Source organism: Streptomyces sp. 378, assembly GCF_030124145.1.
Classification (GTDB): domain Bacteria; phylum Actinomycetota; class Actinomycetes; order Streptomycetales; family Streptomycetaceae; genus Streptomyces.
On the sequence record NZ_JASKMS010000025.1, the window covers coordinates 69,583 to 92,227 of the forward strand.

Here is a 22,645-nt window from a genome sequence, read left to right on the forward strand (position 1 = left end):
CCGGGGACAATGGGGGGCGTGAACAGGGCGGACGACCGTACGGGCGGAGTGGGCGGCATGCGCGGGCCGGGACGGACCGGGACGGCTGGGGCAGGGAGCGGGGTGAACCTGCTCGCCCTGCGCAGCCACAACACCGCGCTGGTGCTCGACCTGTTGCGGACGGCCGGGGACGAGGGCATCAGCCGCCTCGAACTCGCCGAGCGGACCGGGCTCACCCCACAGGCCGTCAGCAAGATCACGGGCCGGCTGCGGGAGGACGGCCTGGCGGCGGAGGCGGGCCGCCGGGCGTCGACCGGGGGCAAGCCGCGCACGGTGCTGCGGCTGGTGCCGGAGGCCGGGCACGCGGTCGGGGTCCATCTGGACCGGGACGAGGTGCGGGCCGTGCTCGTCGATCTGCGCGGGACCGTGGTGGGGGAGCGGCGGGCCGCGCTGGATCTGGGAGCCGGGGCGCAGGCCGTGCTGGCGGCGGTGACGGGAGCGGTGCGGGAGTCGCTGACCGGGCTCGGCAGCGCCCTGCTGGGGGCGGGCGTCGCGCTGCCCGGGCCGCTCGACCATGCCCGGGGCGTGCTGCACCGGGTGACCGGGTTCCCCGAGTGGGACGGCTTCCCGCTGCGGGAGGCGCTCGCGGAACGGCTCGGCGTGCCGGTCGTGGTCGACAAGGACACCAACGCGGCGGCGCTCGGCCTGGCCGCCGGGGGCGAGGGCGGCTCCTTCGCCTATCTGCACCTGGGGACGGGGCTGGGTGCCGGGCTGGTGATCGGCGGCAGCGTGCACCGGGGTGCCAGGACCGGGGCCGGGGAGTTCGGCCACCAGGTGATCCAGCTCGACGGGCCGCCGTGCACCTGTGGGAACCGGGGCTGCGTCGAGGCCCTGTGCCTCGGAGCGGTGGAGCGCGGCGATCTGGAGGAGGCGGCGCGGGTCCTGGGGGCCGGGGCGGCGAATGTGGCGGGGCTGCTCGACATCGACGTCGTCCTGCTGGGCGGCCGCAGGGTGACGGCGGCACCGGAGGCCTTCGTGACCGGGGTCGCCATGGTTCTGGAGGCCCGGGCCCGGCGGACGGGCCAGGACACGGTGCCGGTACGCGTCGCGCCGGGGGGCGGCCGGGTGGTGGCGGTGGGCGCGGCTCACCTGGTGCTGGGGCCGGTGTTCGGGCGCGGGGGTGGGTGAGATGGGGATGCGGGGTCGTGAGGACGGCACTGACCGTGCCCGGACCGGTGGTCGGGCGGGGAGCGGCTGAGGCGGGGACGCGGGGCGGTGAGCCTGCTCAGCCGGCGTCCAGCGGGTGTGGGGACGCCGACGGCCGAGGTCCGGGCGCCGTGCTCCCGGCGGCCCTGGTGGTCTCGGCGGCCGCAGCGGGGAAGATCCTTGCCAGGTGGTAGTCCAGCACGGTCCGCACTCCCGCGAGGGACCGGCGTTCGTGCACGACGTCCAGGCCCAGCCCGACGGCTCCCGACACCAGGAGGTCGGCCTCGTGCGCCCGGTCGATGCCCGGGGCCGTGATCCCCGCCGCCTCGCCGGCCCCGATGATGTCCGCGACGAGCCCTTCGAGCGGCTGCTCGGCCGCCAGGAAGACCGCCGCGAGCGCGGGATCGGTCAGGCTGCGCGCGTAGTACGCCGTGAACACGCGCAGCGCGAAGGTGCGTTGCTCGTCCAGCGGCAGGAACTCGTCCAGCACCGCCCGCAGCAGCCGGCACGGGTCTGTCATGTCGTACGGAATGCGCCCCCGGGCCAGCCGCTCGTTCTCCTCGTGCAGCAGGCGCAGCGCGTCGACCAGGAGGGCGTGCTTGGAGTCGAAGTGGTACTGCACGACCCGCAGTGACACCCCCGCCTCCAGCGCGATCCTGCGCATGCTCGCCGCGTCCAGGCCCTGCCCGGCCGCGATCCGCCACACCGCCTCGGCGATCCGGCGTCGCTGCCGCGCCCGGACGTCCGTCGGCCGGGACGCGGGCGGCGTGCCCGGTTCGGGCAGCGGCTGCCTGCGCCGGCGGTAGGCCCGGGCCTGGCAGCTCCGCGAGCAGTAGACGGGCGGACGGCCGCGGCTCGGACGGGCCAGGGCCGTGCCGCACACACGGCACGCCCGCATCTTTTCGTCACGCACCACTTCACTTTAGCGCGGTGAGAAAGTGTGACGTAAAGGCGGATTTGTCTACGACAGCGGGCCACATGCGCACCCTCCGGTTGATACGTTCGTAACGTCACTCCGTGTAGAAGGGAAGGCCGTGAAATACGACGTCCTGCAGGTTCTCGGCATGCTGCTGCTGGCGGTGTGCATTCAGGGGCTCGCCCGGCTCGTCATCGACGACAAGCGGGGCCTGCTGGGAGGGCTGCCCGGCGGGTTCGTCCCGCTGCTGCTGACGTACGCGGTCCTCACCGCGGTCGGCGCCTGCCTGGCAGGCTGGGGCCACTCGCGCGCGAAGGCTCTGGGGCGCCGCTAGGGGGGCGTGTCACGTGTCCGCCGACCGGGGGGATTCGCGCCGCCGTTCGGGGGCGGTTCGCTGCGGCGTCGTCTGCCGAGGGCCGTCGGTCGGAATGTCACATCATCATGCGACTCTGCACGCCCGCTCACCTCTGCCTGGCGGCGGCAGCAGCGACCGCCGTCCTGCTCCCCGGCGCTCATCCGGCGCACGCGGACGCCCCGGCGCCCGCCTGTGCCGCGCCCGACGACCACACCTTCCCGCTCACCACACGCATCCACGGCGGCCCGGACTCCTATACGGCCGGTGGCGGGTTCGGGACCTGGTACGTCGACCTGACCAACACGACCGACCGGACCTGCACCGACATCCACCCCGTCGTCGTGCTCGTCGACGACAAGCGGGCCCTGGAACCTTCCCAGCCGCAACTTGAGTTCTTCGAGGGGGCGCGGGCCCACCCCGTGCGGTTCGAGAAGACCGGCGAGGACGAACTCGTCGGGGCGTTCGCCGACGAGGAGGACCGCTTCGCCGGGTTCACCGTCGGACCGGGCCGAACCGTCACCGTGAAGGTGCGGCTCATGCTCACCTCGGACGCCGTGCCCAACGACGTCACGGCCAACGCCGCGGTGGTGCAACGGCACGACGACGACGGCGACTGGGTCGGGCAGTCGAACGACTACCGGTTCGGGATCGACGGCGGTGAACCGGCCACCGACAGCGACACCGACACCGACACCGACACCGACACCGATACCGAGCCGCGCCCCGACCCCGACGCCTCCGTCCCGCCCCGCGAGGACCGGTTCCCCTTCGCCGAGGAACTGGCCCGGACGGGAACCGGTACACAGGTCGCCGCGGCGGCCGCGGCCCTGCTGCTCACCGCGGGCGGGGTGCTGCTCATCGCACGGCGCCGCCGCTGAGCGGCTCGTCCCGCCAGTCGGGACGCCGCACGCGGACCGTTCCGCAAGATCCCGCCACTGTTTAGGCTGGGTCGCACGCTGGACCGCGTACGGCAGGAGATCCCGCACATGGCAGACCGCAAGCCCATCGAGTCGTGGCTCACCGACATGGACGGTGTACTCATCCACGAGGGCGTACCGATCCCCGGAGCCGACGCCTTCCTGAAGAAGCTGCGCGAGTCCGGGAAGCCCTTCCTGGTCCTCACCAACAACTCGATGTACACCCCGCGTGACCTGCACGCCCGGCTGCGCCGCATGGGCCTGGAGGTGCCGATCGAGTCCATCTGGACCTCGGCCCTGGCCACCGCCCAGTTCCTGGACGACCAGCGGCCGGGCGGCTCGGCGTACGTCATCGGCGAGGCCGGCCTGACCACCGCGCTGCACGACATCGGCTACATCCTGACCGACCACGAGCCGGACTACGTCGTCCTCGGCGAGACCCGCACGTACTCCTTCGAGGCCATGACGAAGGCGGTGCGGCTCATCCTCGGCGGCGCCCGGTTCATCTGCACCAACCCCGACGAGACGGGCCCGTCCACCGAGGGCCCGCTCCCCGCGACCGGCGCCGTGGCCGCGCTGATCACCCAGGCGACCGGCAAGAAGCCGTACTTCGCGGGCAAGCCGAACCCGCTGATGATGCGGACCGGGCTGAACGCGATCGGCGCGCACTCCGAGAGCAGCGCGATGATCGGCGACCGGATGGACACCGACGTGCTGGCCGGCATGGAGGCCGGGATGCAGACGTTCCTGGTGCTCACCGGCCTGACCCGGCCCGAACAGGTCGAGGACTTCCCGTACCGGCCCTCCCAGGTCGTGGACTCGATCGCGGACCTCGTCGACCGGGTCTGAGCCCCCGCGGCAGCGCACGCGGCCTCAAACCCGCCGTCACCCGTACGGAGCAGCCGTCGCGTCCTTGAGGATGCGGCGGCTCACCGGGCGGGGGAGGCTCCAGGCATCTGGAGGTTCACGATGGGTTCCCTGAGAGTCACTGTCTGTACAAGCGTCCTGGCTGCCGTTGCCCTCGCCCCGGCGGCGTCCGCGGCGTCCGCGGCGGACGCGGGGGGCGTGTCGGCGATTCCGGCGGCCCCCGCTCCCGGCAGTGACGTCACGCTCCGCGTGACAGGCTGCGCGCAGCGAACGGCCGTGGCCACCTCGCCGGCGTTCGTCGCGGACGCACGGCTGACCGTCACCGGCGCGCACGAGCTCACCGGCGAGAGCCGCGTCCGCTCCACGCTCGCAGCGGGTTCGTACGCGGTGCGGGTCGACTGCGGCGACACACGACGGACCGGCACGCTCACCGTCCACGCCGGGGCCCGGCACCGGCCCGGGGCCGCCCCCGTGCCGGGCCCCGGCGAACAGCCGCCCGCGCCCGGCGAGGGCGAACAGCCCTCCGTGTCCGGCGAGGACGGGCAGCCGCCCGTGCCGGAATCCGCCGGGCAGGAGCCCGCGCCCGGCGAGGACGGGCAGCCTTCCGTGCCCGGGTCCGCGGGGCAGCAGCCCGCGCCCGGCGAGGGCGGACAGCCGTCCGTGCCGGAATCCATCGGGCAGCCGCCCGCGCCCGGCGAGGACGGGCAGCCGTCCGTGTCCGGCGCCGACGAGTCGTCGTCCCTCTCGTCCCACCGGCCCGGCGCACCGGCCTCGCCCGTCGCCCCCGTGCAGGCGGGCGGTGGCGGCGCCGCCGCTCTCGTCGCCGCCGAGGACCGCGGGACCGGTCCCGGTACGGCACAGGGGGTGACCGGGCTGGTGCTCGCGGGGGTGGCCGCGGTGGTCGTCGCCTGGCGCGGTGTCCGCCGGAGCCGTGGAACGGACTGACATGCGGCATCGGGACGAGGATCGGGACCATGTGCGGGTTCAGGGACGCTTCTCGGGCACCGGACGGATGCTGACCGGCCTGGCCTGGGTGGTGCTGCTGCTCGGGTTGTGGCTGTGGGGCCGTGAGGTCACCGAGATGCGGCACGGCATATCCGCCCCCACCACCGGCGACATGGCGGCGGCAGGGCGGCCCCCGGACATCAGGCTGCCGCCCGAGCACCGACCGCTGGGCGACGCGCCGCCGCAGCGGGTCGACATCCCCGGGCTCGGCGTCCAGGCGCCCGTGGTGGCACGCGGCCTCGACGAACGCGGGGCGCCCGATCCGCCACCGTACGACCAGCCGGGCGTGGTCGGCTGGTACGCCGACGGGGTCGCGCCCGGGGCGCCGGGCACCGCTCTCATGGTCGGTCATGTCGACACCGACACCCGGCCCGCCGTCTTCTACAAGGTCAGTGCCATGCGGCCGGGCCAGACGATCCGGGTGATCCGGGCCGACGCCAAGGTCGCCGAGTTCACCGTCGAGTCCGTCCAGGTCCTCACCCGCGACCGCTTCGACGCCCACCAGGCCTACGGGCCGCGTGAGTCGGGGCGGGCCGAGCTGCGGCTGGTCACCTGCGGCGGCAGCTTCGACCGTACGACCCGCAGCTACACGGCGAACGTGGTCGTCTCGGCGTATCTGACGGGAACCGGCCTGTGACGGTCCGACGCGAACGCGGCCACCCACCCCGGTCGACGGCCCGCTCCCCCTGAAGCCGCCGACCGGGCCGGTCCTCGACCGCGCGCGCACGGGCCGCGGGAGTAACCCGGCGAGCTGCGCGGGAGGCCACGGGAGCCACGGTGGGTGAATCTCTGGCCGAAGGCCGGGCACGTGCTGAGAAGACTCTGGAACCAAAGGGCCGCCCCGGCCTAGAGGTTGATTAACGCCAAGTCCCTATACGGTGGCACTGCGTTATCCGCGCAGGTGGGGTTTGCCTCGTGAGTGCCGCGGGGCGTATGTCAGGATTGAGACTTGGAACGGTGCATCAAGGGGGAGTTGGATGTACGGCAGCAGGGGGGTCGGGGCGTTCGCCGGGAGGCGGATGTCCGCAGTGGTGCTGGGGGCGGCACTGCTGATCACAGGGTGTTCCTCCTCCGACGGGGGAGACGGATCGGACGAAGGCGCCGACGCGAAGATCACTCAACAACCCAAGGAAAAGGCTCCTTTCTGGGTCAATCCAGACGGGACCGCGGCCCAGGAGGTCGCCGCCCTGGAGAAGTCCGGCAAGAAACAGGAAGCCGAGCAGATCCGCAAGATCGCGGAGCAGCCGGTCGCCGAATGGGTCGGCCCGGACGATCCGCAGGAGCAGACCCGGGGCTTCACCGAGGCCGCCGACAAGGCCGGTCGTACGGCGCTGCTCGTCCTCTACAACGTCCCGCACCGCGACTGCGGCCAGTACTCACAGGGCGGCGCCGCCGACGGCAACGCCTACCGGGAGTGGCTCGACGGCGTCGCGGCGGGCATCGGCGACCGGTCCGCCACGGTCATCCTGGAACCGGACGCCCTGCTGCACCTGGTGGACGGCTGCACCCCGCAGCAGTTCCACGAGGAGCGCTACGACCTCCTCAAGGGCGCCGTCACCAAGCTGAAGTCCCTGAAGAACACGAAGGTCTACCTGGACGCGGGCAACGCCGGCTGGCAGCAGCCCGACCAGATCTTCGAGCCCTTGAACCGCGCGGGCATCGCACAGGCCGACGGCTTCGCGGTCAACGTCTCCAACTTCTACTCCACCGAGGACTCCATCGCCTACGGCAAACAGCTCTCCGCCAAGGTGGGGGGCAAGCACTTCGTCATCGACACCAGCCGCAACGGCAAGGGCCCTTACACCGGCGGCAACCCCGACGAGCGCTGGTGCAACCCGCCGGGCCGCTCCCTCGGCGAGACCCCGACGACGAAGACGGCCGACCCGCTCGTCGACGCGTACCTGTGGGTGAAGCGGCCGGGTGAGTCGGACGGTGAGTGTAAGGGCGGGCCCAAGGCGGGCCAGTGGTGGGCGGACTACGCCCTGAAGCTGGCGAAGGCCACCGGCTGACGTACCTCGCCGGGCAGACGAAAGGCAGACGAAAGGGGCGCCCTCCCGGCGGGAGGGCGCCCCTTTCGTCGGATCTCAGGGCACCTTGACCCACTGGGCCTTGCTCGGTGTGCCCTCGGCGTCCGTGACGAACATCATGTACCAGCCCGCCTGGACCAGGTTCCGGTTCTCCGGGACGGTGACCGTGAGCTTGTCGCCGGACGCCTTGAAGTCCAGGGCGATCGACCGCTGGTCGACGTCCGTGACGTGCGTGGCGGCGCTCGGCCGGATCAGCCGGACCTTCTTGACCTTCGCCGCGTCCGCCGAGGTGAACGTCCCCGTGCCGCCGCGCTCGATGGTCTGCGGCCCGCCCGCGAGCGAGGGCCGGTCCGCGTCGCCGTACAGATAGGGCGGCGTGTAGATCTCGATGCGCTGCTCGAACTCACCCGGCTTGGTGTTGGCCTTGTCCCCGTAGAGCGAGTCGGAGCCGAAGAACATCACGCGTCCGTCGGGCAGCAGGACCGACCCGGAGTGGTAGTTGCGGCCCACGAGCGGGTCGGCGACGCGCCTCAGCTCGTTGTTCTCCGTGTCGTAGAGCCGCGCCTCGAAGATGTTCGAGTCGCCGCGGCCGCGGTAGTCCTCCGAGCCGCCGGAGATCAGCACGCTGTCGTCGGGCAGGATCGAGGCGTTCGGGTACCGCGTGCCCTTGTCCAGGGACGGGCCGTCCACGAAGCGCGGGTTCGCCTTCTTCAGGTCGACGACGCGCGTCTTCTCGCTGGACCGCTCGGACTCGCCGACGCCACCGCCGCCGACCACCATGTACTTCTCGCCCTGCGCCGGCGGCAGCAGCACCGTGCCCGACGTCTCCATCAGCGTGGGGTCGCTCAGGCCCGGGATCTTCTTGAACTTGTTGGTGTCCACGTCCCACACGCCCGGCTCACGGCCCACGTCGTCCGGCCCGTACCCCGCGTTGGAACCCGAGTAGAAGACCTTGCCGTTCTGCATGAGGAACAGCGCCGGGTAGGTCGGGAACTGCCGGACCTTGCCGGTGTAGGTCCACTTCTTGGTCTTCGGGTCGAAGACCTCGTTCTTGCCCGGTACCAGCTGGCCGATGTCGTCGAGGCCGGAGACGCTGAGGATCTTTCCGTCGCTCAGGGTGGTGAGTGTCGGGTACCAGCGGGCCTCCTTCATCGGGTCGACCTTGATGTACTTCTCGGCGACCGGGTCGAACTCGAAGGCGTCCCGGATGCCCTGGAAGTCCTTCTTGTCCAGGGCGAGTTTCTGCGCGATGCCGTAGGTGTTCTTGGCGTCGGCGCCCTTCAGGCCGTGCACACGGTAGTTGTCCTGCGTGCCGGTCTCGTACTTCTTGCCGCGCTTCTGCGCCTCGACGTAGATCCGGCCGAGACCGGGGTCGTTGCGCAGGAACCTGCCGGTCGCCTTGTCGAAGACCTTCTTGGCGCGCGGCACGAGCACCGGGTCCTTGGAGACGAAGGTCTTGCCGTTCTCCTTGCCGGTGAACACGGTGCCCGCGGGCAGGGTGATCGGGGCGTCCGGATTCTCGTTGTGAACGATCATCAGGCCGCCGGCCTTGGTGACGTCACCCTTGAGCTTCTCGTACCGCTTGGTGCCGCCCGCGATCAGCAGATTGCCGTTGGCGAGCTGGGTGTGACCGGTGCAGAACAGGTCGGCGGGCGTGGGCACCTTCTTGACGGTGCCCTTGACCGGGTCCCAGATCCGGGTGTCGAACTTCTTCGCGTCGAAGTTGTCCTGGTCGTTGCCCGAGCCCGCGACGAGCAGCACCTTGCCGGTGCGCAGCAGCGCCGCGTGGATGGTGTTCTGCCGGTACTCCTCGGGGAAATCGACGATCTCCCACTTGCCGTTGGCGGCCTTGTACTCCGGCTTGTTGATCGTGTACTGGTGGTATTTCTCGGTGCTGAAGCGGTAGAGCCACGGCCCGTTCATCCCGGCCAGCGCGAGTACCACCGCCGTGCCGATCGCGAGTCGACGAGCCCGGCGGCGGCCTGCACGGTCGTTCATTCCTTACGTCCCCCAAGTCCACCAAGGGCGATCTGCATGGTCTGGTCGGATCCCCCGACCTCCCCGGGTGCGCCCGGGGTCGCGGCCCACGTGGGCTTGTGCTGCGGGGTGTGCCCCGTCGGCTGCTGCGGGATGGGCAGCGACTGCGTGCGGGGTGCCTCCGCGGGGTCCTGCGGCCGTCCCCCGGCGTGGGCGGGAGGCTTCTTCGCGTCCTGCCGCAGCTGCCAGCGCCAGGCGAACACCGGCGAGGCGGTGATCAGCAGCGCGAACGTCGCCCAGATGATCATCGCGGGGTGGGAGTGGCCGAAGACGAATCCGGCGGCGATCGACCCACCGAAGATCGCGACGAAGTACCAGTGGTAGCGGAACGTGCCGAACCAGCGGTCCGGGCTCGCCGAGTCGCCCTTGGGCGTGACCACGAACTTGCTCTTGCGCCGCAGCACCGAGTCGATGAGCGCCTTCGCGTACAGCGGCGCCGACAGTGCGGACATCACCATGCCGGCCACACCGCCGGAGCCCTCCGGCTCGTGCGGCGAGACGTTGTGCCGGCGGTTCCAGACGTACAGGCCGATCTGCAGGGCGGAGGCGTTGCCGTAGAGCATCAGCCAGACCGCCGGGTCGATGTTCACACCCGAGGCGCCCAGGCCCAGGAACAGGCAGCAGCTCAGCGCCGCCAGGATCCAGTTGAGGGCCGACATCGGGTAGAAGATGATCATCATCGTGTAGTTGAAGAGCTTGCTCGGCGGCAGCGAGTACCAGCCCTTCCAGTACTGCCCGATGATCGTCTCGTACGTGCCTCGCGACCAGCGCATCTGCTGGGTGAAGAAGTCCGTCCAGGCGCTGGGGCCCTCACCGACGGCGAGCACGTCCGGCGTGTACACCGAGCGCCACTTGCGGCCCGTCGCCGGGTTCTTGTGGCGGTGCATCTCGAAGCCGGTCGCCATGTCCTCGGTGATCGAGTCGTACAGACCGCCGATCTGCTTCAGCGCCTTGATGCGCACGGCGTTGGAGGTGCCGACGAACATCGGGGAGCCGTAGCGGTTGCCCGCGCGCTGGATCAGCGCGTGGAACAGGAACTGCTGCGACTCGGCGGCCTTGGTGATGGGGTTGTCGTAGTTGCCGTAGACCTGCGGGCCGATGACGAAGCCGACGTCCGGGTCGCGGAAGAAGCCGAGCATCCGCTCCAGGTAGTTGGGCAGCGGCACGTGGTCGGTGTCGACCGAGGCGAAGAAGTCGTAGTCGTCGCCGTGCGCCTCGAGCCAGGCGTTGTAGTTGCCGTGCTTGGTCTTGGCGCGGTGCGGGCCCTTGGCCTGGTTCCACTTCGCGACGCCCTTGCGGGAGAAGTGGTGCACGCCGAGGCGCTCGCAGACCGCCTTCACGTCGGGGTCGTCGCCCTCGTCGAGCAGCCACACGTGCATCAGGCCCCGGTGGCGGATCTTCACCGCCGCCTCCAGGGTCTTCGTCACCATCTCCAGCGGTTCCTTGCCGGGCACGAAGGAGGTGAGGAAGGCCACTCTGGTGCCGGTCTCGGGCACCACCGGGATCGGGTCGCGGGCCACCAGCGTGGCGTGCGCGTTGGACAGCACGTTCATGCAGCGGAAGAACTCGATCAGGCCGATCGAGACGAGCATCACCATGTCGAGCGCGGGCAGCCAGTCGAAGGCCGGATAGTCGCGCTCGGTCCAGTGCTCGGGCTGGAGCAGCCAGAACAGCAGCACCAGGGACAGCACCGGGGCCGCGGCCAGCATCAGGGCGACCCGGATGCGGTGCGGCTCCTGCGAGATGAGCGAGCGGTACTGCACCTTGTACGGCTTGCTCGGATCCGGCTGGGTGAGGGGACCCGCGAGCCGGCTGTAGTGCTCGTAGTCGTACCTCGGCAGGGTCTTCTTGATCCTCCGGAACGTCCCTGTCGTGCTCATCCGGTGTGACGGCACCCTGAGTTGGGTGGTCTGGGACGGGTCGTGGTCCTGCCGGGCACCCGTGGGCCTCGACGTCATGAGTCATCCCCCCACACGCGGACACCGCGTGTTTCGTAGCTTCCTACCGTCTGCTGCGGGTCCCCCTCGACCTTCACAGACGTATCAGTGGTGGATCGCAGTCACCACGTCATCCACACCCTATAGACACGGCAACGCGACCTTCCGGTTGCATGATGCCCCCCTAGGCATCGGTTCATGAACGGAGCCCCTACCCCCGCCCAGTCCGCAACCGGTTCCAAAGCCCCCCAACTGCCGCGAACCCGCAGCATCTTGTAAAACCAGAAGCACAGGGTTCTACGGCGTCCATCATGATCGCAAGGTGTGAAACGCGGTGTTTACCGGTCATACGCGTTCATTGTGGCGGGTGTGGGGGCTCTGTGGAGTCGTTGTGGACAGACGGGCGCGGATGTTGCCGAAGTGCTCCCTTATGGCCTCCTCCGCCCGCATCGAGTCGCCGGACCGCACCGCGTCGAGGATCTCCCGGTGCTGCCGGCAGGTGACCTTCGGGTCCTGCGGCTCGCCCCCGAGGTCCGTGCGCACCCGGTGGAAGGCGTCCCAGAACGCCTCCAGGACCTCGCACAGCAGGACGTTGTCCAGCCCCCGGTAGAGGGTGGCGTGAAAGGCCCGGTCGGTCTCGGCGAGACCGGCTCCCCGCGCGGCCTGCTCATCCATACGGGCGGCGAGCGCGTCCAGTTCAACGAGGTCCGCTTCCGGCATCCGGCCGGCGAGCCGGGACACGAGCCCTGTCTCCACCGCCTCCCTCAGCTCCAGCAGCTGGAGCAGGGAGTCCTCGCCCCGGTAGTGCCCGGCGACCGTGCGGAAGGCCAGACCCTCGATCATCGGGGCCAGGGACATCGGGCCGACGTACGTGCCGAAGCCGTGCCGGATCTCCACGATGCCCATCGCCTGGAGCGCCTTCAGCGCCTCCCGCACCGAGTTCCGGCTCGCGCCGAGGAACTCCATCAGCTCGGGCTCGGTCGGCAGCGGGGCCCCGGAGGCCAGCCGGCGGTCGATGATGAGCTTCTTGATCCGCTCCTGAAGGTCTCGCGCTGCCATGGCGAGAGGGTATCCGGCCAATCGTGCGGTGGGCCGGGTTCCGGCCAGAGAGGTGTTTTGGCCAGAGGGAGACAGGGAGGGGCGGGCCCTCCGGGGAACGCGAGAAGGCCCCTCGCTTTCGCGAGAGGCCTTCCGGTCGGTGCGCCGCCAGGGACTCGAACCCCGGACCCGCTGATTAAGAGTCAGCTGCTCTAACCAACTGAGCTAGCGGCGCGCGCTGACGTCGTAACTCTACAGGACGCCGCGAGGTGCTCCCGACCACCCGGGCCGGGCCCGGGCGGACTCCCGCGAGGCGTCCGCGTACATCATTCGGACCGTCAGCATGCGCGTGCGGAAGACAGTTGCGAAACTGACGCTGCGCGCCCCGAGATGCCCGGGCGCCGCATTTTCCGCCGGAAGTGTGAGGGGAATCGCATGGAGTCTCCGGTATTCGAGGAAATCGACCCCGCGAGCGACTGCGACTGCCCCGGCTGTGTCCACTGGCGCCGCGTCCTGCCGCATTCCCGGTCCGGCCGGACCAGTGCCCACCCGGCCGCGCGCCTCCAAGCTCTCGGCGGCGCTCGGGCAGGGGGGACCCCCATGGCTCTCGCGCTGGCGGCCGCGGCCTCCACGGCCCTGGGAGCGGGCCATGCCGTACCTGCCGCGGCCACCTCGTACGGCCCCCACCGCCCGGGCATTCCGGCAGGTGACGAGCCTGACAGCCCGCAGGGCGACACGGCTCCGCTGCACGGCCCCGGCGGCCGGCCGACGATGCCCCCGGTCGCCCCCAAGCCGACCGCGATCACCCGCTCGGAGATCATCGACCGGGCCAAAACCTGGGTCGCCGCGAAGGTGCCGTACAGCATGAGCGCCTATTATTCGGACGGTTACCGGCAGGACTGCTCCGGCTATGTCTCGATGGCCTGGAAGCTGCCCGGAAACGAATGGACGGGCAGTCTCGCCCAGTACGGGGAGAAGATTTCCAAGGAAGAACTCCAGCCGGGCGACATACTGCTGTTCTACAATGCGTCCGACCCCGAGAACGGCTCGCACGTCACCATTTTCGGCGGCTGGGCGGACTCCACGCACACCCACTACATCGCCTACGAGCAGACCCGCCCGCACACCCGCCGGCAGTCCACCCCGTACGCCTACTGGAACAACTCCGACCGGTACGTGCCCTACCGCTACAAGGGCGTCACACCGGAGGAACCGGCGCCCGAACCGGACAGCGGTCTGCCGGGCGCCCCGGCCGGCACGCCGTACCCGGGAGCGGCCTATTTCGGCCCCGGCGCGAACAACAAGTACGTCACACAGCTCGGCCGCATGCTCGTCGCGCGCGGGGCCGGCGGCTCCTACGCCTCGGGTCCGGGGCCGCGCTGGACCGACGCCGACCGGCGGGCGACCCGGGCGTTCCAGCTGGCGCAGGGCTGGAAGGGCGCGGACGCCGACGGGCTGCCCGGCCCGCGCACCTGGGAACTGCTGGCCACGGGGAAGGGCAAGGACGTGAAGGGCGGGGCGGTCGGGCCGCCGCCCGCCTCCCACGGCGTCCCCGGCTACCCGGGCCGGGCGATGTTCCGTCCCGGCGCCGACAACACCTACATCACCCAGCTGGGCGGACAGCTCGTCCGGAAGGGATTCGGCAGGTTCTACTCGGTCGGGCCCGGGCCGCGCTGGGGCGAGGCGGACCGGCGCGCCGTCGAGGCCTTCCAGCGCACCCAGGGCTGGCGGGGCGGCGCGGCGGACGGCTACCCCGGGCCGGAGACCTGGCGGCGCCTGTTCTCGTAGCGCGTTCTCGGCCCCTTTCGGGCGGGCCCCGACATCCCGGTCGGCCCTTTTCGGGCGGGCCTCGACATCCCGGTCGGCCCTTTTCGGGCGGGCCTCGACATCCCCCGGTCGGCCCTCTCGCCGGGCCCCCCATCCCGGTCGCCCCCCTTCGGCGGGCCCAGCGTCCGGGATCCACCGTTGTGACGCATCTGGCGCGGAGGCTGGAGGCACGCATGAGTACGACCACTTCCCACCCGTCCGAACCCGACGGACCGGCCGACGGCACGGTACGGCCCGCCCGGCTCATCCAGAACGAGTCCACCACCGAGATCCCCGTCCACCTGCTGTTCCGCGACGACCCCGACCCGGCGCCGGTACCGCTGAAACCGGCGGTCGTCGGCCGCAGGCAGGGCACGGGGGAGCAGCCGCGCCTGAGGCGCCCGGCGATCGCGCCGAAGCGGCCGGTGCCGCAGGTCGACCCCGACCTGGTGGAGCGGCCGGCGACGGTGCTGCCCGGCGCGGCGGGCGTCTTGGCCGGTGCCTGCGGTGCGGCCGGGTGTGTGGCCACCTCCTGGTGGGCCGGGGTGCTGCCACCGCTCGCGCTGGAGGTGCTGCGGCTGCCCGCGTACGCCGGGGCCGGGCTCGGTCCCGCGCAGTGGGCGGCGTACGCGGCGGCCGGGGCGCTCGGGCTGTTCGGGCTCGGCGGGCTGGCCCGGGGCCGCACCGGGCGCGCCTGGGTACTGGACCTCTTCGGGCGCTACCGGGGGACCGTCCGGCGCTCCGGCCTGCTGTGGGTCAATCCGCTGCTGTTGCGCCGCCGGGTGGACATGAGGCTGCGGCACTGGCGCAGCGAGCCGGTGCCGGCGGCCGACGGGGCCGGGGTCGCGCTGCGGGTGGTCGTCCTGGTGGTGTGGCGGGTGCGCGACACCGCCCGGGCCACACTGGCCGTGGACGACCACGAGACGTATCTGCGCGAGTGCGTCGAGGCCGCGCTGGCCCGGGTGCCGGTGCAGATGCCCGGCGGGCCGAAGGGGGCCGGGGACGCGGCGGCCGAGGCACTGACCCGGCTGGTGGCGGCGGACGCGGCGCCGGTGGGCCTGGAGGTGTTCTCCGTGCAGCCGGCCCGCGTCGAGTACGCCCCCGAGGTCGCCGCCGCGATGCACCGCCGGCGGATCGCGGCGCTCGACGCCCAGCACCGGGCGAGCGTGCTCACCTCGGTCGTGGACTCGGTGGAGGACACCGTGACCCGGCTGACCATGCGCGGGCTGGTCGAACTCGACGACTACGAGCGGAAGGCGCTGGTGAAGGACCTGACGGTGGCGTTCTGCGCGGGCCGCGGGGAAACAGCTCCGTGATTGGTATGGACATGTTCAACCAACGTCCCTACTCTCAGACTTGGTCTAGACCTACCTGCACGCCTCAGTGAAACTCCCCCACGTTCTCCAGGAGCGGCAGCATGCGCACAAGGACCAAGTTGTCCGCGGTCGCGGTGGGACTGGCCACGACCGGAGCTCTCGTACTCTCCTCCGGCGGCGCCAGCGGCCACGGCTACACCGACCTCCCCATCAGCAGGCAGAAGCTCTGCCAGAACGGCACGGTGACCAACTGCGGTTCCATCCAGTGGGAACCGCAGAGCGTCGAGGGGCCGAAGGGCTTCCCGGCCTCCGGACCGGCCGACGGGCAGATCTGCAACGGCGGCGTCGGCCACTTCAGCCAGCTCAGCGCACCGCGGACACCGTCCGGCGGGGCCTGGCCGGCCACCCGGGTGGCGGGCGGCCAGACCTACACGTTCCGGTGGCAGTTCACGGCCATGCACGCCACGACCGACTTCAAGTACTACATCACCAAGCCGGGCTGGAACCAGAACCACAACCTCGCCCGGTCCGACCTGAACCTCACGCCGTTCTTCACGGTGCCGTACAACGGGCAGCGCCCGCCGTCGACCCTCTCCCACACGGGCAGGCTGCCGTCCGGGCTCAGCGGCCGGCACGTCATCGTCGCGGTGTGGACGATCGCCGACACGGCCAACGCGTTCTACGCCTGCTCGGACGTGACCTTGTCAACTTGACCCGGCCCTGAAGGACCGGGCTTGGAGGTAGTGCCCAGCTGGTTGCTGGGGGACTCCTCCGTCCAGACACCCCGTCATGGGGTGGCAGGGACGCGTGACTCACGCCCCGCATTCCACACGCTCTCGCCACGGGTGGCGATGTTGTGGGAAGCATTCCGGTCGGCGTGGGCAACGACCCCGCACCCCCGGCAGATAATCTTCCGAAGTTCGCTTGAGTCACCGGTGAGGCCGGCGTGGGGGGTTCCTCCCGCGCCGGCCGCGTCGCCGACCGCGGAGGCGCGGCGCCCGGGACACGCTGAGGGGCCCCTCGCTCCCACGAGAGGCCCCTCATCCGTGCGCCGCCAGGGACTCGAACCCCGGACCCGCTGATTAAGAGTCAGCTGCTCTAACCAACTGAGCTAGCGGCGCATGACTCTCGCCTGCTGCTGGAACCGCGTTCCGCGGCGGGCGACGGAGAAAATACTACCCAATGCCGAGGGGTGCTCCGGACCACCCGGCGGCGTCCTAGATCGCCATGGAGAGCAGCACCGGAGCCGCGTTGCGGTTGAGGGCGTCCGCGGCCCGGCGCAGCCGGTGGGCGTGCTCGACCGGGAGGGACAGGGCCAGGCAGCCGACGGAGGAGCCGGCCGTGATCGGGACGGCCGCGCAGACCGTGCCGATCGCGTACTCCTGGAGGTCCAGGACGGGCACGGTCGGCGGCTGGGCCTCCAGGCGGGAGAGCAGGAGCCGGTCGCTGGTGATGGTGCGCGAGGTGAGGCGGGCCATCTTGTGCCGGGCGAGGTGGTCGCGGCGGCCGGCGTGGTCGAGCTGGGTGAGCAGGCTCTTGCCGATGGCGGTGGCGTGGGCCGAGGAACGGAAGTCGACCCACTCGTTGACCTTGGGCGCGGCCGGGCTGTCGGCGTACTGGGTGATGCTGATCTCGCCGTCGACGTACCGGCTCATGTAGACGGCGGCGCCGACCGAGTCGCGAAGCCGGTCGAGGGTGCGCTGGAGCTTGTCGCGCAGGGCCTGCTCGCGGTGGTGGGCGGAGGCGAGGCGGGCCAGGGTCTCGCCGGTGACGTACGCGCCGTCGGCGATCTGCTCGATGTAGCCCTCGCGGCGCAGCATCCGCAGGAGCGTGGTCAGTCGCTCCGGGATGATGCCGGTGTGCCGGGTGATCTCGGTGTCGGTGACACCGCTGGAACCGTGCGCCACCGTCTCCAGGACGCGGAGGGCTTCCTGGGCCGAGTGGTACGGGGTGGTCGGCTCGTGCTTCAGCGCCACGGTGGTCTCCCCCTGCGCTTGCTGTAGGGCCGTAATCCGGTCAGTGAACCTTGTCCAGGTTAACCGGCAAAGGGCTTGCGCAGAGCGGGGGTTGACAAGATTCCCGGGGCCCCGGACTGGGGCGATGGCGCACTGGCATATGCCATACGCATGCCCCAGTCCGGTCTCCGTCAAGGGGCCGGGCGTTCCTCCTGCTCACGGGGTGTAGTCACAGCACTGCGCTGAGGAAGTCCCGTGTCCGGTCCAGCTCGGGCTCGCTGAAGATCTTCTCCGGTGTGCCCGACTCGATGATCCGGCCCGAGTCGAACATGAGTACCTGGTCGGAGATGTCCCGGGCGAAGTTCATCTCGTGGGTCACACAGAGCATCGTGATGTCGGTGGAGCGGGCGATGTCCCTGAGGACATCGAGGACGCCCGCGACCAGCTCGGGGTCGAGCGCGGAGGTCACCTCGTCCAGGAGCAGCACCTTCGGGCGCATCGCCAGGGCCCGGGCGATCGCCACCCGCTGCTGCTGGCCGCCGGACAGCTGCGCCGGGTGCGCGTCCTGCTTGTCGGACAGGCCCACCATGTCCAGCAGGCCCTTGGCCCGTTCCACCGCCTCGTCCTTGGACATGCCGAGGACCGTGACCGGTGCCTCGGTGATGTTCCGCAGCACCGTCATGTTCGGGAACAGGTTGAACTGCTGGAACACCATCCCGATCTTCTTGCGGACCTCGCGGACCTGCTTGTCGGAGGCCGGGAACAGCTGCTGCCCGTCGACCGTGATCGTGCCCTCGTCGGGCTTGAGCAGGGTCATCAGCAGCCGCAGGATCGTGGTCTTGCCGGATCCGGACGGGCCGATCAGGGTGACGTGCTTGCCGGCGTCGACCGAGAAGTCCAGGTGGTCCAGGACGGTGTTGTCCCCGAACCGTTTGGTGACCTGTTCCAGCCGGATCAGCTCGCCGGTGCTCCTGGCGGGGTTCTTCTCGGGGTCGGGGAGAGTGTCAGTGGGCAAGGCGTCGCTCCAGGGCTCGCAGGGCAAGGGAGGCCAGGTAGGAAATGACGATGAAGGCCACGCCGATCACCGTCAGGGGTTCGGTGAACTGGAAGTGCTCACGGGCGAAGAGCTGCGCCTCGCCGAGCATTTCCAGCACCGTGATCGCCATCAGGATCGGGGTGTCCTTCAGCATGGCGATGACGTAGTTGCCGAGTGCCGGGACGACTCGGCGCACCGCCTGCGGAAGGATCACCGCGGACCAGGTCCGGCGCAGGGGCAGGTTCAGCGCCGTGGCGGCCTCCCACTGGCCCACCGGCACGGCCTCGATGCCGGCCCGGTACACCTGCATGGTGTAGGTCGAGTAGTGCAGGCCGATGCCGACCACGCCGGTGGTCAGGGCGGAGAAGGTCAGCCCCCACTCGGGCATCACGTAGAACAGGAAGAAGAGCTGCACCAGCAGCGGGGTGTTCCGGATGAACTCGGTGACCACGCCGACGGGCCAGGTGACCCAGCGCGAGGACGACCGCATCAGCAGGGCCCACACCAGGCCCAGCACGAAGGAGATCACCGAGCCGATGACCAGGATCTGCAGGGTGACCAGCAGACCGTCCCAGAAATGCGGCATGAAGTCGGCCACCGCGCTCCAGTCCCACTTCACGAGACACCTCCCACACCGGTGGCCTCGGGCTGCCGCGTGACGTCGACGCCGGCCCGGGGTTCCTTCCCCATCCCTGCCTTCAGCTTCTTCTCCAGGCCCCGCATGAGCCGGGTGAGCAGGAAGGCGATGACGAAGTAGATCAACAGGATGTACGTGTAGATCTCCGCGCTCTCCTGGAGCGCCAGGCGCACCAGGTTGCCGCTGAACGCCAGGTCGCCCATGCCCATGAGGGACACCAGCGCGGTGCCCTTCAGCAGTTCGACCAGCAGGTTCGAGAACGGCGGGATCATCTCCGGCACCGCCTGCGGCAGCAGGATCAGCCGCATCCGCTGCCAGGGCGTGAAGCTGAGGGCGATGCCGCCCTCCCGCTGGGCCGGATCGACGGCGGCGATCGCGCCGCGCACGACCTCCGAGCCGTACGCCCCGTAGGTGAGCCCGAGCGCGAGCGTCCCCGCCCACATGGGCACGAGCTGCCAGCCGAAGCTCAGCGGCAGCACGAAGTAGATCCAGAAGATCATGATGAGCGCGGACGTCCCGCGGAACACCGTGGTGTACAGGCCCGCGAGGAACCTGACCGCCCGCGACTGGTGGGTGCGGGCGATGCCGACGACGAACGCGACGGCCGCGCCCAGCAGGGCGCTGAAGACCAGCAGCTGGACGGTCGTCCAGATGCCTCGGAAGACGAGTTCCCAGAGTCCGGATGTCATCCGCCGCAGAGCTCCTTCGCGGTCATGTCCGTCATCTCGTTCTCGGTGAAGCCGAAGGGTTTGAGAATGCGGAGCAGTTCGCCGCTGTCCTTGAGCTTGTGCAGCTCTCGGTTGAAGGCGTCACGCAGGTTGGTCTCGCTCGGCCGGAACGCGAAGGCGCCGCCGTCGACATGCGGTTCACCGTCGACGATCGGCTTGAACGGCTCGGTCACCTCGGCCTTGGTGGACTTCTTCACCACTTCCCGGGTGGTCAGCGCCGTACCGGCGAAGACGTCGGCGCGCCCGGTCTCGACCGCGTTGAGACCGGCCACCTGGTCCGGCACGATGAGGATGTCGCCCCGCGGGTAGCCCGCCTCGACGGCGTAGGCGATCTCGGCGTAGCCGGTGCCGGTCGCGAACTTCGCCTTCTTCTCGACGACGTCCTTGTAGTCGCGCAGGCCCAGGGGGTTGCCCTTGCGCACGATGAAGGAGTCGAGCATCTGGTAGTCGGGGTCGGAGAAGATGACCTGCTCGCAGCGCTCGGGGTTGATGTACATCCCGGCGGCCACGATGTCGAACTGCTGTGAGTTGAGGCCGGGGATGAGGGAACCGAACTCGGTGGGGACGGGCTGCACCCGGTCCACTCCGAGCCGCTTGAAGATGACCTTCGCCAGCTCCGGTGCCTCGCCGGTCAGTTCGCCGTTCTTGTCGATGTACCCGAAGGGGATCTCCCCGGCGATGCCGAGCCGCGCCACGCCCTGTGCGCGGAGCCGCTCCAGGAGCTCACCCCCCTCCGTTCCGGAGTCGGGGGCCACGCGCGAGCATCCGGACGCACCCAGCGCGCCGAGCGCCGCGACCCCCGCGAGCAGCGATCGGCGGGTGGGTCCTGATGTGCGGTCACGCCTGACTATGGGCGGAATTCTGTCTGGTGGTGAGGCCATGGGCGCGCGGCTACCCGAAGCCCTTCCGGTTATGCCGATCTTTTTGGGACCGATATCGCGCCGATGCGCCCTTGACCGCAGCGGCCCTGGGCACTGCCATGGGGGTATGGCTGATCGCTTCATCGAAGTCTCGCTGGTCAAACGCGACATCCACTGCACCGCCCGGCTGCTGGACGACCGCGCCCCCCTCACCTGCGCGGCCGTCTGGGAGGCGCTGCCACTCGCCGGCGACGTCTATCACGCGAAGTACGCGCGCAACGAGATCTACGCGCTGTTCCCGCCCTTCGCCCCGAGCGAGCCGCCCCTGGAGAACCCGACCGTCACCCCCATTCCGGGCGATCTGTGCTACTTCGCCTTCGCCGGGGCGGAGTTGGGGACCAAGGCCTACGGGTACGACCGCGAGGTCCGCGCCGGGACCACGCTCGTCGACCTGGCCCTGTTCTACGAACGCAACAACCTGCTGCTGAACGGCGACGTCGGCTGGGTTCCCGGCACCGTCTGGGGCCAGGTCGTCGACGGCCTGGAGACCATGGCCGAGGCGTGCAACGACCTGTGGCGGTCGGGAGCGGCGGGGGAGACGCTCAGCTTCCGGAGGGCGTGAGCCGGCCGGCCGACGCCACCTCGGCCTCGAACAGCGCGTGGGCCGCCCGCAGCACCAGATCGTCCCGGTGCCGGGCGGCCACGAGTTGCAGCCCGATCGGCAGCCCGTCCCCGTCGGCGCCGACCGGCACGCTGGCCGCGGGCTGCTGCGTCATGTTGAACGGGTAGGTGAACGGGGTCCAGCTCGTCCAGCGCCGGTGACCGGATCCCCTCGGCACCTCGACGCCCGCCTCGAACGCGGTGAGGGGCATGGTCGGCGTGACGAGCAGGTCGTAGGTGTCGTGGAAGCGGCCCATCCGGCGGCCCAGATCCATCCGGACGTCCACCGCGGCCAGATAGTCCAGCGCCGAGTAACGGGCGCCCCGCGCGCAGATCTCCCGCAGGCCCGGGTCCAGCGACGCGCGCTGGTGCGGGCCCAGATGCTGCGTCACCCGGGCCGCTCCGCTGAACCAGAGGGTGTGGAAGGCCTCCACCGGGTCGGTGAGGTCCGGGTCGGTCTCCGTGACGTATGCGCCGAGTTCCGCCAGCCGCTCCACCGCCCGCCGGACCGCCCTGGCCACGGCCGGCCGCACCGCCACCTGCCCGCCCAGCGACGGCGAGTACGCCACCCGCAGCCCGCGCACCCCGCCCGCCAGAGCGTCCGTGTACGGACCGGCCGGGGAGGCGAGCGCCGACCAGTCGCGCGAGTCCGGGTGGCCGATGACGTCCATCAGCAGCGCCGCGTCCGCCGCGTCCCGGGTCATCGGCCCGACGTGCGCCAGTGTGCCGAACGCGCTCGCCGGGTAGAGCGGCACCCGCCCGTAGGTCGGCTTCAGCGCGAAGATCCCGCAGAACGACGCCGGGATGCGGACGCTGCCGCCGCCGTCCGTGCCCAGCGACAGCGGTCCCGCGCCGAGCGCCACGGCCGCCGCGCTGCCGCCGCTGGACCCGCCCGCGGTGCGCGAGGGGTCGTGCGGGTTGCGGGTCACGCCGCTCAGCGGCGAGTCCGTCACGCCCTTCCAGCCGTACTCGGGGGTCGTCGTCTTGCCCAGGAAGACCGCCCCGTGCTCGCGCAGCCGGGCCACGGAGGGGGCGTCCTCGTCCCAGCGCCCCGCGGGGTCCACGGCCTTCGACCCGCGCAGGGTCGGCGCCCCGCGCAGCAGCAGGATGTCCTTGACGGTGACCGGCACCCCGTCGAGCAGCCCCCGCGGCTCACCGCGCCGCCAACGCTCCTGCGACTCCCGGGCCCGCTCCAGCGCGTCCTCGGCGGTCAGCCGGACGAAGGCGTTCACCTCCGGCTGGATCGCCTCGGCCCGCTCCAACGCCGCCCGGGTCGCCTCCACGGGACTCCACTCACCCTTGCGGTACCCGTCGAGGAGCCGTGCGGCGGTCAACTCGGTGAGCTCGGTCATCAGACCTCCCA

General features: G+C 70.8%; 21 protein-coding genes and 2 tRNA genes. 11 read left to right on the plus strand and 12 right to left on the minus strand.

Going from position 1 to position 22,645, the window contains the following annotated elements; all coding sequences use genetic code 11:
* Positions 1-57 precede the first annotated feature (57 nt).
* Positions 58-1,167, plus strand: coding sequence for an ROK family transcriptional regulator (locus QNO09_RS28510; RefSeq protein WP_283973172.1), 1,110 nt, complete (start codon positions 58-60; stop codon positions 1,165-1,167).
* Between the two features lie 97 nt (positions 1,168-1,264).
* Here the strand turns inward: QNO09_RS28510 and QNO09_RS28515 are convergent, their stop codons facing one another.
* Entirely contained in the window at positions 1,265-2,098 is an 834-nt protein-coding gene (locus tag QNO09_RS28515) for a TetR/AcrR family transcriptional regulator (RefSeq protein WP_283973123.1), read from the minus strand.
* A 121-nt stretch (positions 2,099-2,219) separates the two neighbouring features.
* Here QNO09_RS28515 and QNO09_RS28520 point away from each other — a divergent pair, with 121 nt between their 5' ends.
* From QNO09_RS28520 to QNO09_RS28545, 6 genes are all read left to right on the plus strand, one after another.
* Positions 2,220-2,435 carry a hypothetical protein gene (locus QNO09_RS28520; RefSeq protein WP_283973124.1) on the plus strand — a complete coding sequence of 72 codons (216 nt, stop codon included), beginning with the start codon at positions 2,220-2,222 and terminating at the stop codon, positions 2,433-2,435.
* A 107-nt stretch (positions 2,436-2,542) separates the two neighbouring features.
* Positions 2,543-3,334, plus strand: a complete 792-nt coding sequence (locus QNO09_RS28525; protein WP_283973125.1) for an LPXTG cell wall anchor domain-containing protein — start codon at positions 2,543-2,545, stop codon at positions 3,332-3,334.
* Positions 3,335-3,442: 108 nt separating this feature from the next.
* Positions 3,443-4,222, plus strand: a complete 780-nt coding sequence (locus QNO09_RS28530; protein ID WP_107455180.1) for an HAD-IIA family hydrolase — start codon at positions 3,443-3,445, stop codon at positions 4,220-4,222.
* Between the two features lie 294 nt (positions 4,223-4,516).
* Complete coding sequence (locus QNO09_RS28535; RefSeq protein ID WP_283973126.1) at positions 4,517-5,185, plus strand: hypothetical protein; 669 nt, start codon at positions 4,517-4,519, stop codon at positions 5,183-5,185.
* 67 nt (positions 5,186-5,252) lie between these two features.
* Positions 5,253-5,882 (plus strand): class F sortase, encoded by a 630-nt coding sequence (locus QNO09_RS28540; protein WP_283973173.1) that lies wholly within the window; start codon positions 5,253-5,255, stop codon positions 5,880-5,882.
* A gap of 340 nt (positions 5,883-6,222) precedes the next feature.
* Positions 6,223-7,254, plus strand: coding sequence for a glycoside hydrolase family 6 protein (locus QNO09_RS28545; protein WP_283973127.1), 1,032 nt, complete (start codon positions 6,223-6,225; stop codon positions 7,252-7,254).
* 75 nt (positions 7,255-7,329) lie between these two features.
* Here QNO09_RS28545 and glxA read toward each other — a convergent pair whose 3' ends face one another.
* From glxA to QNO09_RS28565, 4 genes are all read right to left on the minus strand, one after another.
* Positions 7,330-9,270, minus strand: a complete 1,941-nt coding sequence (gene glxA, locus QNO09_RS28550) for a radical copper oxidase GlxA (protein WP_283973128.1) — start codon at positions 9,268-9,270, stop codon at positions 7,330-7,332.
* Positions 9,267-11,267, minus strand: coding sequence for a glycosyltransferase family 2 protein (locus tag QNO09_RS28555; RefSeq protein WP_283973129.1), 2,001 nt, complete (start codon positions 11,265-11,267; stop codon positions 9,267-9,269). Before QNO09_RS28555 ends, glxA begins: the two co-directional genes overlap by 4 nt.
* A 324-nt stretch (positions 11,268-11,591) precedes the next feature.
* Complete coding sequence (locus QNO09_RS28560; protein WP_283973130.1) at positions 11,592-12,305, minus strand: FadR/GntR family transcriptional regulator; 714 nt, start codon at positions 12,303-12,305, stop codon at positions 11,592-11,594.
* A 140-nt stretch (positions 12,306-12,445) separates the two neighbouring features.
* A tRNA-Lys gene (locus tag QNO09_RS28565) sits at positions 12,446-12,519 on the minus strand.
* Positions 12,520-12,719: 200 nt separating this feature from the next.
* Here QNO09_RS28565 and QNO09_RS28570 point away from each other — a divergent pair.
* The 3 genes from QNO09_RS28570 (at position 12,720) to QNO09_RS28580 (ending at position 16,119) form a co-directional block, all read left to right on the plus strand.
* Positions 12,720-14,072: a peptidoglycan-binding protein gene (locus tag QNO09_RS28570; protein ID WP_283973131.1), complete on the plus strand. Its 1,353-nt coding sequence runs from the start codon at positions 12,720-12,722 to the stop codon at positions 14,070-14,072.
* Positions 14,073-14,284: 212 nt separating this feature from the next.
* Positions 14,285-15,406 (plus strand): SPFH domain-containing protein, encoded by a 1,122-nt coding sequence (locus QNO09_RS28575; RefSeq protein WP_283973132.1) that lies wholly within the window; start codon positions 14,285-14,287, stop codon positions 15,404-15,406.
* Positions 15,407-15,507: 101 nt separating this feature from the next.
* On the plus strand, positions 15,508-16,119 hold the full coding sequence (locus tag QNO09_RS28580; RefSeq protein ID WP_283973133.1) for a lytic polysaccharide monooxygenase auxiliary activity family 9 protein: 612 nt from the start codon (positions 15,508-15,510) through the stop codon (positions 16,117-16,119).
* A gap of 334 nt (positions 16,120-16,453) precedes the next feature.
* Here the strand turns inward: QNO09_RS28580 and QNO09_RS28585 are convergent.
* The 6 genes from QNO09_RS28585 to ehuB all read right to left on the minus strand — a co-directional run bounded on the left by QNO09_RS28585 (position 16,454) and on the right by ehuB (position 20,643).
* Positions 16,454-16,527, minus strand: a tRNA-Lys gene (locus QNO09_RS28585).
* Positions 16,528-16,623: 96 nt separating this feature from the next.
* Complete coding sequence (locus tag QNO09_RS28590; protein WP_283973134.1) at positions 16,624-17,382, minus strand: IclR family transcriptional regulator; 759 nt, start codon at positions 17,380-17,382, stop codon at positions 16,624-16,626.
* Positions 17,383-17,590: 208 nt separating this feature from the next.
* Complete coding sequence (ehuA, locus tag QNO09_RS28595; RefSeq protein WP_283973135.1) at positions 17,591-18,376, minus strand: ectoine/hydroxyectoine ABC transporter ATP-binding protein EhuA; 786 nt, start codon at positions 18,374-18,376, stop codon at positions 17,591-17,593.
* The gene (gene ehuD / locus QNO09_RS28600; RefSeq protein ID WP_283973136.1) at positions 18,366-19,016 is read right to left on the minus strand and encodes an ectoine/hydroxyectoine ABC transporter permease subunit EhuD; all 651 of its coding nucleotides are present in this window, start codon (positions 19,014-19,016) and stop codon (positions 18,366-18,368) included. The genes ehuA and ehuD overlap by 11 nt, the downstream gene beginning before the upstream one ends.
* A complete protein-coding gene (gene ehuC, locus QNO09_RS28605; protein ID WP_283973137.1) occupies positions 19,013-19,723 on the minus strand; it encodes an ectoine/hydroxyectoine ABC transporter permease subunit EhuC in 711 nt (236 codons plus the stop codon). The genes ehuD and ehuC overlap by 4 nt, the downstream gene beginning before the upstream one ends.
* The gene (ehuB, locus tag QNO09_RS28610; RefSeq protein ID WP_283973138.1) at positions 19,720-20,643 is read right to left on the minus strand and encodes an ectoine/hydroxyectoine ABC transporter substrate-binding protein EhuB; all 924 of its coding nucleotides are present in this window, start codon (positions 20,641-20,643) and stop codon (positions 19,720-19,722) included. The genes ehuC and ehuB overlap by 4 nt, the downstream gene beginning before the upstream one ends.
* Before the next feature lie 106 nt (positions 20,644-20,749).
* Between ehuB and QNO09_RS28615 the strand changes: the two genes are divergently transcribed.
* A complete protein-coding gene (locus tag QNO09_RS28615; RefSeq protein WP_283973139.1) occupies positions 20,750-21,244 on the plus strand; it encodes a DUF3830 family protein in 495 nt (164 codons plus the stop codon).
* On the opposite strand, the gene QNO09_RS28620 is transcribed toward QNO09_RS28615, so the two are convergent.
* Entirely contained in the window at positions 21,225-22,634 is a 1,410-nt protein-coding gene (locus QNO09_RS28620) for an amidase (protein ID WP_283973140.1), read from the minus strand. The genes QNO09_RS28615 and QNO09_RS28620 overlap by 20 nt on opposite strands.
* Positions 22,635-22,645: the final 11 nt, after the last annotated feature.

Bases quoted from the DNA above. Each gene is read 5' to 3' on its own strand.
- QNO09_RS28510 (WP_283973172.1), top strand. From the start codon at position 58: ATGCGCGGGCCGGGACGGACCGGGACGGCTGGGGCAGGGAGCGGGGTG.
- QNO09_RS28525 (WP_283973125.1), top strand. From the start codon at position 2,543: ATGCGACTCTGCACGCCCGCTCACCTCTGCCTGGCGGCGGCAGCAGCG.
- QNO09_RS28530 (WP_107455180.1), top strand. From the start codon at position 3,443: ATGGCAGACCGCAAGCCCATCGAGTCGTGGCTCACCGACATGGACGGT.
- QNO09_RS28540 (WP_283973173.1), top strand. From the start codon at position 5,253: ATGCTGACCGGCCTGGCCTGGGTGGTGCTGCTGCTCGGGTTGTGGCTG.
- QNO09_RS28545 (WP_283973127.1), top strand. From the start codon at position 6,223: ATGTACGGCAGCAGGGGGGTCGGGGCGTTCGCCGGGAGGCGGATGTCC.
- glxA (WP_283973128.1), bottom strand. From the start codon at position 9,270: ATGAACGACCGTGCAGGCCGCCGCCGGGCTCGTCGACTCGCGATCGGC.
- QNO09_RS28555 (WP_283973129.1), bottom strand. From the start codon at position 11,267: ATGACGTCGAGGCCCACGGGTGCCCGGCAGGACCACGACCCGTCCCAG.
- QNO09_RS28560 (WP_283973130.1), bottom strand. From the start codon at position 12,305: ATGGCAGCGCGAGACCTTCAGGAGCGGATCAAGAAGCTCATCATCGAC.
- QNO09_RS28570 (WP_283973131.1), top strand. From the start codon at position 12,720: ATGGAGTCTCCGGTATTCGAGGAAATCGACCCCGCGAGCGACTGCGAC.
- QNO09_RS28575 (WP_283973132.1), top strand. From the start codon at position 14,285: ATGAGTACGACCACTTCCCACCCGTCCGAACCCGACGGACCGGCCGAC.
- QNO09_RS28580 (WP_283973133.1), top strand. From the start codon at position 15,508: ATGCGCACAAGGACCAAGTTGTCCGCGGTCGCGGTGGGACTGGCCACG.
- ehuC (WP_283973137.1), bottom strand. From the start codon at position 19,723: ATGACATCCGGACTCTGGGAACTCGTCTTCCGAGGCATCTGGACGACC.
- ehuB (WP_283973138.1), bottom strand. From the start codon at position 20,643: ATGGCCTCACCACCAGACAGAATTCCGCCCATAGTCAGGCGTGACCGC.
- QNO09_RS28615 (WP_283973139.1), top strand. From the start codon at position 20,750: ATGGCTGATCGCTTCATCGAAGTCTCGCTGGTCAAACGCGACATCCAC.
- QNO09_RS28620 (WP_283973140.1), bottom strand. From the start codon at position 22,634: ATGACCGAGCTCACCGAGTTGACCGCCGCACGGCTCCTCGACGGGTAC.